The 17,829-nt window shown below is 36.0% G+C and carries 18 protein-coding genes; 4 read left to right on the top strand and 14 right to left on the bottom strand.

Annotated elements, in window-relative coordinates:
- Positions 1-3: 3 nt before the first annotated feature.
- From pstA to I583_RS09165, 13 genes are all read right to left on the bottom strand, one after another.
- A complete protein-coding gene (gene pstA, locus I583_RS09105) occupies positions 4-888 on the bottom strand; it encodes a phosphate ABC transporter permease PstA (RefSeq protein ID WP_010760780.1) in 885 nt (294 codons plus the stop codon).
- Positions 888-1,808 carry a phosphate ABC transporter permease subunit PstC gene (gene pstC, locus I583_RS09110; protein ID WP_010760779.1) on the bottom strand — a complete coding sequence of 307 codons (921 nt, stop codon included), beginning with the start codon at positions 1,806-1,808 and terminating at the stop codon, positions 888-890. The genes pstA and pstC overlap by 1 nt, the downstream gene beginning before the upstream one ends.
- 340 nt (positions 1,809-2,148) lie before the next feature.
- Positions 2,149-3,003, bottom strand: a complete 855-nt coding sequence (locus tag I583_RS09115; protein ID WP_010760778.1) for a phosphate ABC transporter substrate-binding protein PstS — start codon at positions 3,001-3,003, stop codon at positions 2,149-2,151.
- 287 nt (positions 3,004-3,290) lie between these two features.
- The gene (gene cls / locus I583_RS09120) at positions 3,291-4,739 is read right to left on the bottom strand and encodes a cardiolipin synthase (protein ID WP_010760777.1); all 1,449 of its coding nucleotides are present in this window, start codon (positions 4,737-4,739) and stop codon (positions 3,291-3,293) included.
- A gap of 101 nt (positions 4,740-4,840) precedes the next feature.
- A complete protein-coding gene (gene ftsX, locus I583_RS09125) occupies positions 4,841-5,725 on the bottom strand; it encodes a permease-like cell division protein FtsX (protein WP_010760776.1) in 885 nt (294 codons plus the stop codon).
- Positions 5,718-6,404 carry a cell division ATP-binding protein FtsE gene (gene ftsE / locus I583_RS09130; protein ID WP_010760775.1) on the bottom strand — a complete coding sequence of 229 codons (687 nt, stop codon included), beginning with the start codon at positions 6,402-6,404 and terminating at the stop codon, positions 5,718-5,720. The genes ftsX and ftsE overlap by 8 nt, the downstream gene beginning before the upstream one ends.
- Before the next feature lie 107 nt (positions 6,405-6,511).
- Positions 6,512-7,613, bottom strand: a protein-coding gene (gene prfB / locus I583_RS09135; protein WP_179190858.1) for a peptide chain release factor 2 whose coding sequence is annotated in 2 segments (ribosomal slippage) — positions 6,512-7,540 and positions 7,542-7,613 — 1,101 coding nt in all. Because the reading frame shifts where the segments join, the coding sequence is not laid out codon by codon here.
- A gap of 79 nt (positions 7,614-7,692) precedes the next feature.
- Entirely contained in the window at positions 7,693-10,224 is a 2,532-nt protein-coding gene (secA, locus tag I583_RS09140) for a preprotein translocase subunit SecA (protein WP_010760773.1), read from the bottom strand.
- Between the two features lie 310 nt (positions 10,225-10,534).
- A complete protein-coding gene (gene hpf, locus I583_RS09145; RefSeq protein ID WP_010760772.1) occupies positions 10,535-11,086 on the bottom strand; it encodes a ribosome hibernation-promoting factor, HPF/YfiA family in 552 nt (183 codons plus the stop codon).
- A 137-nt stretch (positions 11,087-11,223) separates the two neighbouring features.
- Complete coding sequence (locus tag I583_RS09150) at positions 11,224-11,910, bottom strand: ComF family protein (protein ID WP_010760771.1); 687 nt, start codon at positions 11,908-11,910, stop codon at positions 11,224-11,226.
- Complete coding sequence (locus tag I583_RS09155; RefSeq protein ID WP_010760770.1) at positions 11,900-13,228, bottom strand: ATP-dependent helicase ComFA; 1,329 nt, start codon at positions 13,226-13,228, stop codon at positions 11,900-11,902. The genes I583_RS09150 and I583_RS09155 overlap by 11 nt, the downstream gene beginning before the upstream one ends.
- Before the next feature lie 223 nt (positions 13,229-13,451).
- On the bottom strand, positions 13,452-13,775 hold the full coding sequence (locus I583_RS09160; RefSeq protein WP_010760769.1) for a PTS sugar transporter subunit IIB: 324 nt from the start codon (positions 13,773-13,775) through the stop codon (positions 13,452-13,454).
- Positions 13,776-13,897: 122 nt separating this feature from the next.
- Positions 13,898-14,185 (bottom strand): DUF7662 domain-containing protein, encoded by a 288-nt coding sequence (locus I583_RS09165; protein ID WP_010760768.1) that lies wholly within the window; start codon positions 14,183-14,185, stop codon positions 13,898-13,900.
- 161 nt (positions 14,186-14,346) lie between these two features.
- Between I583_RS09165 and I583_RS09170 the strand changes: the two genes are divergently transcribed.
- From I583_RS09170 to I583_RS09185, 4 genes are all read left to right on the top strand, one after another.
- A complete protein-coding gene (locus tag I583_RS09170; protein WP_010760767.1) occupies positions 14,347-15,006 on the top strand; it encodes a YigZ family protein in 660 nt (219 codons plus the stop codon).
- Complete coding sequence (locus tag I583_RS09175; protein ID WP_010760766.1) at positions 14,996-15,232, top strand: DUF2829 domain-containing protein; 237 nt, start codon at positions 14,996-14,998, stop codon at positions 15,230-15,232. Before I583_RS09170 ends, I583_RS09175 begins: the two co-directional genes overlap by 11 nt.
- A gap of 78 nt (positions 15,233-15,310) precedes the next feature.
- A complete protein-coding gene (locus I583_RS09180; RefSeq protein ID WP_010760765.1) occupies positions 15,311-16,075 on the top strand; it encodes a 3-oxoacyl-ACP reductase in 765 nt (254 codons plus the stop codon).
- A 158-nt stretch (positions 16,076-16,233) separates the two neighbouring features.
- Positions 16,234-16,740, top strand: coding sequence for a QueT transporter family protein (locus I583_RS09185; RefSeq protein WP_010760764.1), 507 nt, complete (start codon positions 16,234-16,236; stop codon positions 16,738-16,740).
- 68 nt (positions 16,741-16,808) lie between these two features.
- Here I583_RS09185 and I583_RS09190 read toward each other — a convergent pair whose 3' ends face one another.
- A complete protein-coding gene (locus I583_RS09190; protein WP_010760763.1) occupies positions 16,809-17,516 on the bottom strand; it encodes a GntR family transcriptional regulator in 708 nt (235 codons plus the stop codon).
- Between the last annotated feature and the right edge of the window lie 313 nt (positions 17,517-17,829).

Here is a 17,829-nt window from a genome sequence, read left to right on the forward strand (position 1 = left end):
ACATTAGGCTGATGTCATTCTTTTATATAATCTGTTTCCGATAAAGCGTGCGCCGAAATTGAAGAGTAAAACGACTAAAATCAGAACTGCAGAAGCACCCGCAGAAACAGCTGCACCATCCGGCATTGTACCTTCTGTATTGATTTTCCAAATATGAACAGCTAAAGTTTCAGCTTGACGGAAAATACTGATCGGACTTGAAACACTTAATGGATTCCAATTACTGAAATCTAATGCTGGTGCACTTTGACCTGCCGTATAAATCAAAGCAGCTGCTTCACCAAAAATTCTTCCTGAACTCAAAATCACTCCTGTTAAAATACCAGGTAATGCTTCTGGAACAACTACTTTCATCACTGTTTCCCAGCGAGACAATCCTAATGAAAGTCCAGCTTCTCGTTGTGTATAGTGAACTGCTTTTAATGACTCTTCAACATTTCTTGTTAATAAAGGCAAGTTGAAGAATGTTAATGCCAAAGCACCAGAAATGATCGAAAAACCATAGCCCATTTGTACAACAAATATTAAGAAACCAAACAAACCAACAACGACTGAAGGCAGTGAACTTAAAATTTCAATCGACGTGCGAATCACATCTGTTACCCAGTTTTTCTTCGCATACTCAGATAAATAAATGCCCGCACCTAACGAAATAGGAAAACTGATCAGCATCGTGATCAACAATAAGTATAATGAGTTAAATAACTGAATACCAATACCCCCGCCTGCTTGATATGCTTTGGAAGGTTTCGTTAAAAAGTCCCAAGATATATGCGGGATACCGCGAATTAAAATATAAAGCAGCAAAGCTGCCAAAATCAAAACGATCACGCCTGAAATAGCGTATAGAACGCCTGTTGCAAATTTATCTGCTTTTTTTGCATTCATTATTTCAAGGCCCCTTTCCTACCGATGATCCGAATAATAATATTAAATAGCAATGACATTAACAACAGGATCAACGCAAGTGACCAAAGCACGTTGTTTTCTACTGTTCCCATAATTGTATTTCCGATGCCCATCGTCAAAATACTTGTTAACGTTGATGCTGGTGTCGTCAAACTTGACGGCATGATTGCTGCATTTCCGATAACCATTTGAATCGCTAAAGCTTCACCGAAAGCACGTGCCATTCCAAAAACGACGGCTGTTAAAATACCAGGGACTGCAGCGCGTAAAACAACTTTGTAAATTGTTTGCCAACGAGTCGCTCCTAAGGCTAACGATGCTTCCCGATAATGACGAGGGACTGACTTTAGCGCGTCAACTGTCATTGTTGTAACTGTTGGTAAAATCATAACAAATAGTACAAATGTCCCCGCTAAAATCCCAAAACCTGTACCACCAAAGATCGAACGAATAAAAGGTACGATCACAGATAAACCAATAAATCCATAAACAACAGAAGGAATCCCAACCAATAATTCAATAACTGGCTGTAAAATCTTTGATCCTTTTTTAGGTGAAATTTCTGTCATAAACACAGCTGCACCAATCGCAAATGGCGTTGCAATGATCGCAGACAAAAACGTTACGATAAAAGAACCCGCAATCATCGGTAAAGCTCCTACCATTGGCTTACCATCTGTTCCTGTTTCACTTGGATTCCAGTTTGTACCGAATAAAAAGTCGGATACTTTGATTTTATTCGTAAAAAAAGTCGCTAAACCTTTACTTGCCACAAAATAAAAGATGGATAAAACAACCAAAACAATCAAAGCGATACAAAGAAAACTAATAAATTTTCCTCGTTGTTCCATTCTGGCGCGCTTTGATTTTGTTAACAATTTCTTCTGCACATCTTCCAAGAAAATTCCTCCTTAAATTAAAAGCGTAGCGGGCTCGTTCAGCTCTGACAGAAAAATAGGAAAAATTGACTGTGACGCTTTTTGTCACATTCCATTTTTATCTTTTTTCCGAAGAGCTAGCCCGCAAAGCTAGATAGCATTAAAAGCGTAATGAGTTCATTCAGTTCTGACAGAATAATAAGAAAAATCGAATGCGATGTTTTCTACCGCAATCAGATTTTATATTTCTCCATTTGCTCAACACTTTCCATAATAAAATCAGTGTAACTTTTGAACATAAATTTGCGTTTAATAACATGTAAATCTTATGTTAAGTTTGTAAATTTTGTGTAAAGACGGATTATTTAACAAGATTTCCTTGCCAATCACGTTCTATTTTCATTTTTGAAACAGGGATATACCCTAATTGAGCAATAATTTTTTCCTGTACATCATCTGACAACATAAATTGCAAAAATTCATCTGTCAATTGCTTTGGCTTTCCTAACGTATACATATGTTCATAGGACCAAATTGTCCATTTATTCGTTATAACATTCTCGTCAGTTGGCTTTACCCCATCAATGCTTAACGTATTCACTTGATCATTAACATAAGAAAAGGCAGTATAGCTGATTGCTCCAGGTGTATCGGCAACAATAGAACGAACCATCCCACTTGAATCCTGTTCTTGAGCTTGAATCGCTGTTTTACCATCTAATACCCAACGCTCAAAAGTCACGCGTGTACCACTTCCAGCTGCACGATTCAACATAACAATTGCAATGTCATTTCCACCAAGTTCTTTCCAGTTCGTTATTTCGCCTAAAAAGATTTTTCTAAGGTTTTCTAATGAAATATCTGATACCCCAACATTCTTATTAACGATTGGTGTAATTCCTACTACAGCAACCTTGTGATCTGTCAGTTTAGATGCATCGATTCCTTTTTTTTCTTCTGCAAACAAGTCAGAATTCCCAATGTCTACTGCACCAGACTGAACTTGACTCAATCCTGTACCGCTTCCGCCTCCTTGAACATTGACAAAGCGTCCTGGGTTTTGGTTTTGAAACTCTTCTGCTGCCGTTTCAACTAGCGGTTGTAGCGCAGATGAGCCGACTGCTGTGATCGATTCACCTCGATCAATCCACTTAGCACATCCTGATAAAGTTAGTATTCCAACTAAACTAAAAAATAATAGCATTTTCTTTTTCATTTATCTGATAATCCTCCAAACTCAATTCAATCAATTCATTTTAACATTAACTGTTTCCATTGAAAATTATAAGTTGTCGACATTGGCCATTTTTTAGAATAAAATAACAGAAAAAGGCAAATTAAAAAGTGACTGGAATCCAACTCTTTGAGTCACATCCAATCACATGAATTCCGAATAAACTGTGAAATCAGAAGCAAGTACTACACTTCAATCACATCAAATTCTAAGTGCTAAAATACTGATTTTTGAAGAATTCCGAAATAAGTTCTTCTGTCCCCACAGCATTATAATAGTGGTGAAATTAGGCGTGCTAATCCTTCTTTTAATTTAATCAGAACACCACGATTCCGATATTTTTCTTCTGTCAAAAGTTCAGATACTTTAGAATCTTCGTAAAAAGCATCCCGTACTTCTTTCGAAAATTCTTGATCATAAATTATCGTATTGACTTCAAAATCAAGCCGGAAAGAACGAACATCGATATTCGCTGATCCAACAGAAACAATTCCTCCGTCAATGATCATTGTCTTTGCATGAATAAACCCATGTTCATAAGTTTCAATAATCGCACCATATTCCAATAGTTCAGCTGAAAATGAATACGTTGCCCAATAAACCAATATATGGTCGGGCTTATTTGGTATTTGTATACGCACTTTAACACCAGATAGTAAAGCTAATTTTAACGCCTCGTGAATCGAAGCATCCGGTATATAATAAGGTGTTTGAATTAAAATTTCTTTTTTAGCGATTGATATCATTTTTAAATATGTCATTTTAATTTGCTCGTGTTCTGAATCGGGACCACTCGTTACTACTTGAACCGCTTTCTTCCCAATAGAACAAATGGGTGGAAAATAAGTCGAATCATAGCTCAACTCTTTTCGATGTTGTGAATTCCAATCCATCAAAAAACGATTCTGTAAACTATAAACAGCTTCACCGTGAATTCTCAAATGATTATCTCGCCAATAGCCAAATTTTTCAACTTCACCTAGGTATTCATTTCCAACATTAAAACCGCCCGTATAACCAATTTTCCCATCAATCACCACAATTTTTCGGTGATTGCGATAATTGATTCTTGGATTTAAATATGGAACAAATAATGGAAAGAAAAAAGCAATTTCTCCACCAATTTTCTTTAGTTCTTCAAAAAATTTCATATTTACTTGGGTAGAACCCCAAGCGTCTAAAAGCAAGCGAACTTTTACTCCTCTTTTCACGGCATTAATCAATTCCTGACGAATTTCTTTCCCTAATGTATCTCCACGGTAAATGTAATATTCCATATGGATGTGCTCTGTTGCTTGTCGAATATCTTCGATTAAGCCGTCAAATTTCTCTCGTCCATCTGTATATAAACGAATCTCATTATTTGTGGTATACAACGAACTTTCAAACACAGTTAGCATGTAAATCAGTTGCTTTGAATCCACTTCTCCTGTTGGTGGATGAGGAAAAAGTCCTCTCAATAATGACTGCTTTTCTGATTCTATTTCTGCATTCATACCGATTTTAGCCTGCATTTTCATATCAAAAATCTTATCTTTTGAAATTCCTCGTCCTAAGAAAATATAAAGAATAAATCCTAAGACTGGAATAAACATCAATACAAGTAGCCAAGACCATGTCTGAGCCGTTTGTTTCCGTTCTCTAAAAACAATAACTAACGATAATAGCATATTCGCAATAAAAATAATAACAAATATATTTTCATATAAAAATTTCATTTATGCCCCCCAATCATTTCACTCTTACATCCCCAGTAAAGCATAACGAACTTATGAAAATAAGTAAAGAAAAAGCAGACAAAAATGTCTGCTTCCTCTTACTAAATTTTTAAGAAACGACGCATTGAAATGATTGACCCAAGTGATCCGATTGTCATTCCAATTACAATCATTAATAAATCGATTTGCCAAACAAATGATTCAGGTTTTAATAATGAATAATTTGAACTCAACAGTTGTGGGTTGAACAACGTATAGAATTTTTGGTATCCGAAAGTTAAAACCAAAATCGGGATGATCGAGCCAATTAAACCGATCCAAGCCCCTTCTATAAAGAATGGCCAACGGATGTAACCATTTTTCGCACCAACTAGACGCATGATTTGAATCTCTCTTTGGCGAGAAAGAATCGTAATACGAATCGTGTTAGAAATCAAGAATACTGCAACAAACAATAATAGAATTGCGGCGCCCAATCCCCATGTTCTAACTTTTCCGGCAATACTGAAAATCTTATCTGAGGAAACACCACCGTAATCGGCTTTAAATACATTCGGCAGTTTTGCTGCTTTCTCTGAAATCTTCTTCGTATCTGATGGTTCTTTCGCACTTACATAATAAACATCGTATAAAGGATTGCTATCCCCTTCAAATAAGTTCCAAGCTTCACCCATTTGTTTTTGGATTTTCTTTAATTGCTTGTCTTTATTTGAATATGAAATCGTCTCGACATTATCGATTTTATTTAATTCTTTTTCTAATTTTTGCATTTCATCTGGTGTTGTACCAATATCCACAAAAACAGAAACTGTTACGTTTTCTTCGATATCTTTTGCTAATTTTGTTGCATTAAAAATTACTGCCATAAAAATCCCAACAAGGACTAAAGTAATCGTAACGGCACTGGCAGAAGCAATTGTCATCCACCCATTACGTTTTAAACTTTTGATACTTTCTAGGACATGAGAAAAGAACGTTCTAATCATCGTAGCCATATTCTCCTTCCGCTTGGTCTCGAATAATTCGGCCATTCTCGATGGCGATTACGCGATGACGGATCGTGTTTACAATCGTGCTGTTATGTGTTGCCATTACAACGGTCGTTCCTTGTGCGTTGATCCGGTCTAAAAGTTTCATGATTTCCCATGAGTTTTCCGGATCAAGATTTCCTGTTGGTTCATCGGCAATTAGAACTTTAGGTGTATTTACGATTGCACGAGCAATTGAAACACGTTGTTGTTCCCCACCAGATAGTTCACTTGGGAACACTCGGACTTTATGTTTCAAACCAACAAGATCAAGAACTTCCATTACTCTTTTCTTGATATCTCTTGGCTTACGCCCAACAACTTGCATAGCATAAGCAACATTCTCATAAACAGTTTTCTTCGTCAATAATTTATAATCTTGAAAGACGATACCGATTTCTCTTCTAAGATAAGGAACTTCGGCATTTTTTATTTTCATTAAATCATGACTAGCAACTTTTAAACGTCCTTTAGTTGCTTTTTCTTCACGGTACATTAATTTAATAAATGTTGATTTTCCGGCTCCGGAAGGTCCAACAACATAAACGAATTCACCTTGTTTTATTTCTACTGAAATATTTCGGATAGCTGTGGTACCATTCGAATATTTCTTCATTACATCTTTCATTTCAATCATGGCGTATTCTCTCCATCTCTGTTTTCTAGACTATCAATCATTATAACATGACTTTGTTTCAAGGCTCTTTCAACAGTTTACAATTTTGTTTCATTTCTGTGAATTGATCAATTTAGTTTTTGTTTCAAGTAAGCATCAATAAATCCATCTAAGTCTCCATCCATTACAGCCTGTACATTTCCAGTTTCATAATTGGTACGATGATCTTTGACCATTGAATAGGGGTGGAAAACATAAGATCTAATTTGAGAGCCCCAACCAATCTCTAGCTGCTCACCACGTAATGACGCTGCTTCCTGCGCTTTTTTATCCATTTCTAATTGATAAAGCTTTGCTTTCAGCATGCCCATCGCTTGCTCACGGTTTTTTAATTGTGAACGTTGTGCTTGACTAGCAACAACGGTTCCAGTCGGAATATGTGTGATTCGAACTGCTGATTCTGTTTTATTAATATGTTGTCCCCCAGCACCACTGGCACGATACGTATCGACTTTTAGATCATCTGTATTGATATCAATCTCAACGTTTTCATCTAATTCTGGCATAATATCAACTGAGCAAAAGGAAGTATGACGACGTTTGGCTGAATCAAACGGTGAAATCCGGACCAAACGATGAACACCTTTTTCTGATTTTAAATAGCCATACGCATTATATCCTTTAATTAAAAGCGTAACACTTTTAATGCCTGCTTCATCTCCAGACTGGTAATCCAATGTCTCTACTTGAAAGCCGTGACTTTCAGCCCAACGAGTATACATTCGAAGCAGCATACTGCCCCAATCTTGCGATTCAGTACCGCCAGCTCCCGGATGAAGTTCCATGATAACATTATTTTTGTCATAAGGCTCGTTTAACAATAAAGAAAGTTCATAAATACTTAATTTTTCTTTTAAAGCTAGTAGCCGTTCTTCCAATTCTACTTGCGTATCAGAATCGTATTCTTCTTGCTGCATCTCACTCATGATTTCCAATTCTTCTAACTCATCAGCAAATTGATGAAATTGTTGATATTTCTCTTTATAGGAATTGGTTTCATTGATCAATTGTTGTGCTGTTTCAGAATTATCCCAAAAACCTGGCTCTGCCATTCTGTTTTCAGCCTCGGCTATATCTTCTTCTAACTGATCTAAGTCAAAGAGACCCCCTAAAGCTTGTGATTGATTGATTCATTTCATCTAAAATAGTGCGGATTTCAGCATTTTCCATGATATTTTCTTCCTTCCATTTTCAATACTTTGTGACACAACAAATGAAGGCGAGGCGAATGCCTCACCTTCATCAATTTTTAAAGACCTTTACCGTGGCAATTTTTGTATTTCTTACCACTGCCACATGGACAAGGGTCGTTACGGCCAATTTTTTCGTCAACATGAATGGGTTGCTTCTTAGCACTTGTATTACTTTGAGGTTCTTCTTCATCTGTTGGATGAACAGCTTCCCCTTGCGCCACTTGTTCACGTTGAACGTTTTGACGAATTTCTGATTTCATAAACAGACGAGTTACTTCGTATTCGATTGCTCCAATCATTTCTTCAAACATATTGTAGCCTTCAGTTTGATATTCAACTAATGGATTATTTTGTCCGTAAGCACGTAAGCCCACTGATTGACGTAATTGATCCATTGCATCGATATGATCTGTCCATTTTGTATCTACAACACGTAGAATAACCACTTTTTGGAATTCCAGAATTTGTTCTGGACCATTTAATTGTTCTACTTTGATGTCATAAACTTCTTGAGCACGTTTTACTAGATACGTTTTGATTTCTTCTGGTGATTTGCCTTCTAGATCAGCTTTAGAAATAGAGTCTTCATGAACCAATGTTGAAGAAGCGAAATCAACGATTCCGTCAAGGTTCCAGTTTTCTTTTTCTAATTGTGTATGGCTATCTACAACGCGAGTGATTGTACGTTTTACCATGTTTAATAATGTTTCAGTCAACTCTTTATCTTCCATGATAACTTCTTGACGCTGCGCATAAATAACTTCACGCTGCTCACGCATTACATCATCGTATTGTAAGACATTTTTACGTGTATCGTAATTGTTCCCTTCAACACGTTTTTGAGCTGATTCTACTTGTTTACTTAACATTTTACTTTGGATCACTGCATCGGATTCTTCAATATTCATACGATCCAAGAATGCTTTGATTCGTTCTGAACCAAAACGTTTCATCAAATCGTCTTCAAGTGATAGGTAGAATTGAGAAACCCCAGGGTCTCCCTGACGACCAGCACGTCCACGCAATTGATTATCAATACGGCGTGATTCATGACGCTCAGTACCTATCACAGCTAAACCGCCAAGTTCAACAACACCAAGACCAAGCTTGATATCTGTACCACGACCAGCCATATTGGTAGCGATCGTAACTGCACCTTTTTGACCAGCATTCATGATGATTTCGGCTTCTTTAAAGTGATTTTTCGCATTCAATACTTCATGCGGTACTTTTTCTTTGTTTAATAACTCTGATAATAATTCAGAAGTTTCAACAGCAACTGTACCAACTAAGACGGGTTGACCATTATGGTAACGTTCTTTAATGTCTTGGACGACTGCTTTAAATTTACTTTGTAGTGTTGGGTAAAGTAAATCTGCACGGTCATCACGAATGATTGGACGGTTTGTTGGAATTTGGAAAACTTGAATATTGTATATTTCACGGAATTCTTCTTCTTCTGTTTTAGCAGTCCCCGTCATCCCAGCTAATTTCTTATACATACGGAAATAGTTCTGGAATGTAATTGTTGCCATTGTTTTTGTTTCGTCTTCGATCTCTACGCCTTCTTTGGCTTCAATTGCTTGGTGTAACCCATCTGAATAACGACGACCGTCCATTATACGACCAGTAAATTGGTCAACAATCAAAACTTTGCCATCTTGAACAACGTAATCAATATCACGAAGCATAATAAAGTTCGCACGTAATGCTTGATCCATATGATGTGTCAAAGCAGTGTTTTCAATATCATAAAGGTTCTCTAAACCGAAGTTTTCTTCTGCTTTTTCAATACCCGCTTCAGTTAAACTAATTGTTTTCGATTGAACATCGATTTTATAGTCTTCTTCTTCTTTTAGACGTTTAACAAAATTATCTGTACGTGTATAAAGAGCTGTTGATTTTTCTGCTTGTCCAGAAATAATCAACGGTGTACGAGCTTCATCGATCAAAATGGAATCGACCTCATCCACGATTGCATAGTTCAATGGACGTTGTACCATTTGATTACGATAAACAACCATGTTATCACGTAAATAGTCAAACCCTAATTCGTTATTCGTACTGTAAGTGATATCACAGTTATAAGCATCACGTTTTTCTTCTGATGTTTTTGAATTGATATTTAAGCCTACTGTCAAGCCTAAGAAATTGTACAATTCACCCATCTCATCTGAGTCACGAGTTGCTAAATATTCATTGACGGTTACGACATGAACCCCTTCACCTGTCAATGCATTCAAATAAACTGGCATTGTAGCAGTCAAGGTCTTACCTTCACCTGTTCTCATTTCAGGGATATTTCCATCATGTAAAACAATACCACCCATTAACTGTACATGATATGGATATAAGCCCAACACACGTTTCGCAGCTTCACGAACAACCGCAAAAGCTTCCGGTAATAATTGATCCAATGTTTCACCTTTTTTGTAGCGAGCTTTGAACTCTTCGGTCTTTGCTTTTAGGTCTTCATCACTTAGCGCTGCAATAGCGGAAGCGTGAGACTCTACTTGGTTAGCTATACCATCCAAGCGTTTTAATTCTTTTTTATCATTTTCGATTATCTTTTTTAAAAAATTCGCCATGTTTTAAGTGTTCCTTTCAATTGACTCTATTTATTTTTTGCACTAAATGCACAATCATCCTTTCTATTTTATCATTAGTTGGCAAGAAAGGAAATAACTTCTCTTAATATTAACAATATATTATTTTATTTTTTATGTACATACGTTTGAAATAAGGAAAGAGACTGCGGCAAAACGTGTGCCGTCCTGCTACAGTCTCTTAGAAAATCGGAAATTTGAAAGAAAATACTCTTGATAACAATTTTTCTAATACTAGCTAGTCTTAGTTTTCCCTTGTTAAACCAAAGAAATTTACTTCCTTCATACTAAATTAATCTGTTTCGATCAAACCATATTTACCATCTTTACGACGATAAACAATGCTTGTTCCATTTGTTTCTGAATCTTCAAAGATAAAGAAGTTATGTCCTAACATGTTCATTTGCAAAACAGCTTCTTCACTATCCATTGGCTTCAATGAAAGACGTTTTGTACGAACAATGTCTAATTCTGGCGTTTCATCTGGTGTTTCTTCACCATTCAAGAAAATAGCTGCTTTAGCAGTGTTCATCCCTGTTTCACGAGATTTACGGTTAATTTTTGTTTTAAATTTACGAATTTGTCGTTCTAATTTATCTACAACTAAATCAACACTTGCATATAAATCAGGTGATGTTTCTTCAGCACGTAAAACTAAATAAGGTAGAGGAATCGTAACCTCAACTTTTGCTGTTTTTTCAGTATATACTTTTAAGTTCACGTGAACAGTTGCTTCAGGTGAATCACTGAAATAACGCTCTAATTTACCAACTTTTTTCTCTACATAGTCTCTAATAGCTTCAGTAACTTCAATATTTTCTCCACGCACATTATATCTAAACATAACGATTACCCCTTTCATCTGACACTAAAGAAGGAATAAAAGGACCACTCTGTTATCCTTCTTCTTAATTCTATTATAACGAATTATATTACTTTTGCCAACCAAATTGCGGTCGATTTTTCATTTTAATTCTTCTGTTATCTCGCAATAGAAAACGTATACAGTTTTGAAGGGTTCATCTCCAAAATAACTTGTGCTGCATGAAAAATTGTCCGACCGGTTGTATAAATATCATCAACTAAAAGAATTTCTTTATTTGAGATTATTTTTTGACCTTCTTTTGTCAGTAGGAAAGGTTGTTTTAACGCTAGTCGGTCTTTCCTTGTTTTTTGTACTTGTGATACACCATCTACGAAACGCTCGAGATAGGGCTGATAAGTGATACCTGCAGCGTCCAAAAGACCTTCAACTTGATTAAAGCCTCTGACCTTCATTCGTTCATTTGAAATTGGCATTGGAATCACTATAACGTTCTTTTTATGCTTAAAATAGTCCTGTAAGAAATTCGCAAAACTATATCTAAGACGATAATTACCTTTGAATTTATATTCTTCAAACCATTCTTGCATTGCTTGATTGTAGAAAAAAAGTGCTTCATGGTGAAAATCATAATTTGGATAATGCCTCTGCCATTTCAAACAGTCTTCACAATACAGTTTATTCGTCTGTCGCTGACAACCATGACAACTATCCTTTTTCTCTAGCAACTGAAACGTTTTTACACAGTGTAAACACAATTGTTCGGAGACTATTTTTTTAGGCAAAAAGATTTCCTTAAGCGTTAAATTTCTATTGATCATTTGAGCGCAATAATTACATTTCATCAATTAATCCCCGTTCTATCCCTAAAGCATTCATCTTTTTGATTTGCTTAATTGCACCTTTCATAGCTTTTGAACATCCGTCGTGCAAAAACCAGACTTCGCCTGCTGTATATTCCTTTCTTCGATCCACTCTGCCAGCAATTTGAACAAGAGCGGATGTCCCAAACACAGCATGATTTGCTCCTAGAACTATTACAGACACACCATCAAATGTCACACCTCTTTCCAATATTGTAGAGGTTATAAGAATTCGATATTTTTTATTTCGCATCTTCATAACTTTCTCCAGCCGCTCTGGATCTTGTGAATGAACGCAAGCCAGTGGTACTTCTGGAAATTTCTTTTCAATAGTTTCCTTCAAATTTTCCATCAAAGAAATACTAGGGCAAAAAATCAGCACATCATTTTTATTCCCCAGCGTACGAATTTTTTTTAGTAACGCTCTAGGAGCATTACCTTTCTTGATTTTCTTTTGCCATTGATTGCACCACTTTGTTCTTGGAACTGGCAAGGCTCTTCGATGATAACGAGCTGATAAAATACTAGTCTGTAATTCATTTTTTGCAGTCTTTTTGGTTAACTCTTTTGTCGGTGTTGCGGTTAAATAAATCAGCGAGCTAGTTTTCTTGATTGCTTGTTTTACTGCGTATTGTAATAACGGATTATCAACAAAAGGAAAAGCATCTACTTCATCAATGATCAATACATCAAAAGCCTGAAAGAAACGTAATAATTGGTGTGTTGTACATACTAACAGTTTAGTATAGTGATACTGCTCTTCCATTTTTCCATGAAGAAGGATCATGGGTTCATCTGGAAAAACTGCTTGTATTCTGGGAAAAAGCTCTAAACAAACATCTACTCTTGGCGAAGCAATACCAACTCGATAACCGCATTCTAAAGAATGATGAATGGTTTTGAATAACATCTCAGTCTTTCCAGCGCCAGTAACGGCCCAAATCATTCGAGACTCATTTTCTTTTACAGAAGCTAATAAATCATTTGATACTGCTTGTTGTCCTTCAGTAAGCTTTCCTTCCCATGCAAAATTAACTGTTCTTTGAACAGGTATCGGTTCTGATAAATGATAAAATTTCTGACTAGTGTCTACTCTGCCTAATTGAATACATTCTGGACAAAAATAATGATTATTACATAATTGAACTATAGACTTATTCTGAATCTGACCACACCGTAGACATTGAATTGTTTTTTCATTTACTTCTTGCATCGTTGATAATTTTTGACCATGTTCCTCGACTAGTTCTATATCATCAACTTCTTTTTTTAAGATTTTTCTTCCCCATAATTCCTGCATTTTTCTCCTCCGTAATTAAACTACGCATTTTATCCTTACTATCTTTTTATTTTAAAAAAAAGTTTAAATACAAAACATTCCGCAAAAAAAAACACGGCTAATTCACTTTTCAGCAAATCAGACGCATTTTTATTTGATATGAAGCATTATCTGGGCTTAGATAGCCTATTTCAAAAAAATAAGTGAACCAAAACTTAAAACACGTTTTGGTTCACTTGATTGATTAGTCATTTCCAATTAAATTTAGTGCTTGCTGTAACACTTTTTCTCCGTTCATCATGCCGTAATCTGCCATGTTGATCACTTCTAGCGGAATCCCTTTTGGTTCTAAACGTTTCTCAAAATCGCTTTTCATGAATCGAACTTGAGGACCTAATAATAACACGTCTACAGGTTTACTCTCTAAATTGTTATCTGCATCTGAGGCAGATACAGCAAAAATATCCGTATCTAATCCCTGTGCATCAGCTGCTTTTTGCATTTTCGTTACAAGTAAACTTGTACTCATTCCAGCAGAACATACAAGCATGATTGTTTTTTTAGCCATGAAAGCCATCTCCTTTTTTCTAATGATAACATAACATATTTTTAAATTCTCTTAATCTTAGTATAGTAAAATTTTGCTTTTTGTCAACGCTTCCTGCTTTTGGTCGTTTATGTTTCCCTATCTTAAAAAATCCAATTAGATTTTAATAGTTTATTAAAAACTATATACTCTTTTTCAATATTGACTTGTGCCACTTGGTAACCTGCATTAAGCCAACCATACGCGCCTTTTTCAGGATGTTTGTGGTCATTTGCCCACCAATCAATATCTGTACGTGCTGTTTTAGGAAGTCCTGAATGTGGAAAAAGTAACTCGTCAAATTGAGTAAACGTTAAAGTTACTTGTGAACCACCATTGGTTGTTAAATAATGGGTAACGCTATCATATTTCTTTTGACGCTCTTTTGCCAAATCATTCACTCCCTTGTCTTTACAGTAATTTTTCTTTTCATCATTATCTCATAAAAACTAGCATAAGCAAATGAAGGTCTCTTATATTTTTTAAGAGAATGGTTGCGTCTTGTCTTTATTTTTTTTATACTTAAAGTATTATGTAGTAAAGGACTGAGCAAATGCTTGATAGTTATTTTACCATTCGCTCTGATGGAGAGAGCGAAATCGAAATAAAAAAGTCACGTTTTATCTGTTCGCTTAAACGAGTTTATTCAGAGGATGAAGCAAAGGAATTTATTGCTCAAAAGAAAAAGGAGCATTGGAAAGCCAATCATAATTGTAGTGCTTTTATAATCGGTGAAAAAAGTGATATCCAACGTAGCAGCGATGATGGAGAACCAAGTGGAACAGCGGGTGTTCCCATGCTGGAAGTTTTAAAAAAGCAAGAATTGATCAACGTAGCGGCCGTCGTCACTCGCTATTTTGGCGGAACAAAACTTGGGGCTGGCGGCTTGATCAGAGCTTATAGTCATGCTGTTTCACATGCATTAAACACCATTGGACTAGTTGAAGGGAAATTGCAGCAGGAAATTCGTTTAACGATCAGTTATCCTAATTTGGGAAACGTTCAAAATTTTATAGAACATAATCCTTATACACTGCAAGACACGGTTTATGGAGAACAAGTTGACGTTATTTGCCTTGTAGATGAAATAAAATCCGAGCAATTTATGGCAGAAATCGTCGAACTATTAAATGGACAAGTTACATTTAAAGAAGGCGAATGTTCTTATCATGAAATACCCATCATAAAAAAGGAGCAATTAGATGACATTTGAAGAAGTATTACCTCATATTAAAAAAGGAGCCAAAGCTGTAAGAGAAGGTTGGGGAGGTTTTGAATTATATATTGAACTCAGAGATGAGCTTGGGCTATCTGACGGGACTTTTCTACAAGTTACCCCTTATTTTCTAATTAAAACATCTGATGAAGGATATAGCATGTTTTCACCAACACCGTGTGATGTCTTGGCTGAAGACTGGAAAATTGTCAGCATAGATTAGAAAAGTCATAATGAAGCTAGAACACTTGAACTAAGTTGTTCTAGCTTTTCTTATAGTATCAAGAAAAGAGGGGCAAGTATGAAATTTGATGAATACCAAGGAAAAACAATCTTTATAACTGGTGCTGCTTCTGGCATAGGGCAAGCTCAAGCAATCGCTTTTGTAAATCAAGGTGCCAATGTTTTAGGAATGGATCTTGATGAAACAGGATTGGCTGCGACTATCAAAAAAACAAGAGACTCTACTGGTAAATTCATAACATTTACTGGAGATGTGACAAAAGAAAATGAAATTAGTACAGCTGTTAAAAAAGCGAATGCGTTATTTGGACCTATTCGTATTTTATTGAATACTGCTGGGATTTTAGATGATTACACCCCTACTTTGGACACAACAGAAGCCCTATGGGATCGGATTTTAGCAGTTAATCTGAAAGGAACATTCTTAGTTACCAATCAAGTCTTACCCCAAATGTTGACACAAAAACATGGTGTGATCATCAATATGGCATCAATTGCTGGATTGGTTGCTGGTGGCGGAGGTGCTGCTTATACAGCTTCTAAACATGCCATAATAGGCTACACTAAGCAATTGGATCACGACTATATAAGACAAGGTATCCGAGCAAATGCAATTGCGCCTGGTGCGATTCAAACACCTATGAACGCTGCTGATTTTGCTGGTGACGGAAAAATGGCGCAATGGGTCGCAAACGAAACACCCGCTGGACGTTGGGCAAAACCAGAAGAAGTTGCTTCTCTAACTCTTTTTCTGGCTAGCAAGCAGGCAGACTATATTCATGGAACTGTGATGACAATCGATGGCGGCTGGTTGGAAAAATAATAACCTAGTACTTTACAAGCAACACAATCTTCGTTATCATAAAAAACAGTGAAGCAATTCACACTATGACACTTCAGCTGGCAGTCTTTTTTTCTGTCACTTCCTTTGGTCATAGTTATCACTAAAACAGAGAATCTGTTTTACAAAGGAGAATACAAATGAATGATCCAAACTCACAGACTAAAGCTTGGTCTGTTATTGCTTTAACAAAAATGGCCTTGATCACTGCACTCTATGTTGTTGTCACTATTTTTTTGGCCCCTTTTAGTTTTGGAGCTGTCCAACTCAGATTTTCAGAGTTATTTAATTATTTACCACTTTTCAATAAACGTTACATCATTGCCGTAACTTTAGGAGTAGCTATCTCAAATTTTGCTTCACCATTAGGGTTAGTGGATGTCATCATCGGTAGCTTGTCGACATTTGTTGTCTTACTTTTATCCTATTATGTGACGAAAAGGCTAAAAAATCCGGTTAAAAAAATGATTGTCACAGCAATTATTTGTTCGCTATCGATGTTTACCGTTGCCGGACAATTAACTTTTTTTTATCATCTGCCGTTTTTCTACACATGGCTAACAGTTGCTATTGGTGAACTATTATCAATGGCCTTTGGCGGGATTTTTATATACTGGATCAATGAAAAAATAGATTTAACAAAATAAAAAAAGGGAATGAAAACAGACGGCTCTCCAATTATAGATGAGCTGAAAGTCTTCATTTCCTTTTTCGCTTATTTTTCTAAATAAAACTCAAAACGGTTTCCTACATATTGTGTTCTTACATATTCAAACGGTGTACCATTTTCAAAATAAGATATTTGACGTAAACGAAGAATAGCATCACCACGTTTGATTTTTAAATAATCCGCAATTTGTTCTGAGGCTAACATTGCTGAAATTGTTTGATTAGCATGTCCAATCTTATTGCCGCCTTTTTCTTCCAAAGTTTTATAGAAAGAACTGGTAATTTCTGTTTTACTATATTGATCGACTAATGAGTATGGCACACTAGCAACTTCAAAACAGATTGGTAAATCATCTGCAAACCGAACCCGCTCCATGCGTACGATTTGTTCATTTTCTTTTAGGTTTAATTTTTCCATTTCACTAGAACTTGGTTTGGCTACATAATAGGAAATAGTACGGCTGGAAGGTACTCGATTTTGGGAAAGCATGATATCTGTGAAGCTGGTTGTTCCTGTCATTTTTTCTTGAACTTTCTTGCGGGCAACATAGGTTCCCGAACCAATCTTACGCTCTAAAATCCCTTCATCTGCAAGTGTCTGAATGGCCTGCCTTAACGTCATCCGACTAACACTGAACTGAATGGCCAGCTCACGTTCTGACGGAAGCCTGTCTCCAATCTTCCAAACACCATGTTCAATGTCATCTTTAATTTTATCGTGTATTTGAATATAAACTGGTAAACTTGAGACCATCTTATTTCCTCCTTTTTATTCTTCTTTATTATAACTGGTATATACCTCATAAACAACCAAAAGTTCGAAAAGCTAGTGAAGAAAGCGTTCGTAAAAACAATTTGGTACGCTTAAAGCAAAATAAATGCTATTTGTAAGCATTGTCTTTATTGTATAACGAAACATAAACAAAAAGAAAGAAAAATTCAAGAAAGTAGACTATTTTTCTAAACAATTATTTGCAAAAAAGGGTGTGGTACAAAAGTAAAAATCACTTTTGTTTCACACCCTAAATATGAATAAACGGTGGGAGCAGAAGCAATCCCCTTCTTAT

The sequence above is a fragment of the Enterococcus haemoperoxidus ATCC BAA-382 genome, assembly GCF_000407165.1.
In the GTDB taxonomy this organism is placed as follows: Bacteria; Bacillota; Bacilli; order Lactobacillales; family Enterococcaceae; genus Enterococcus_L; species Enterococcus_L haemoperoxidus.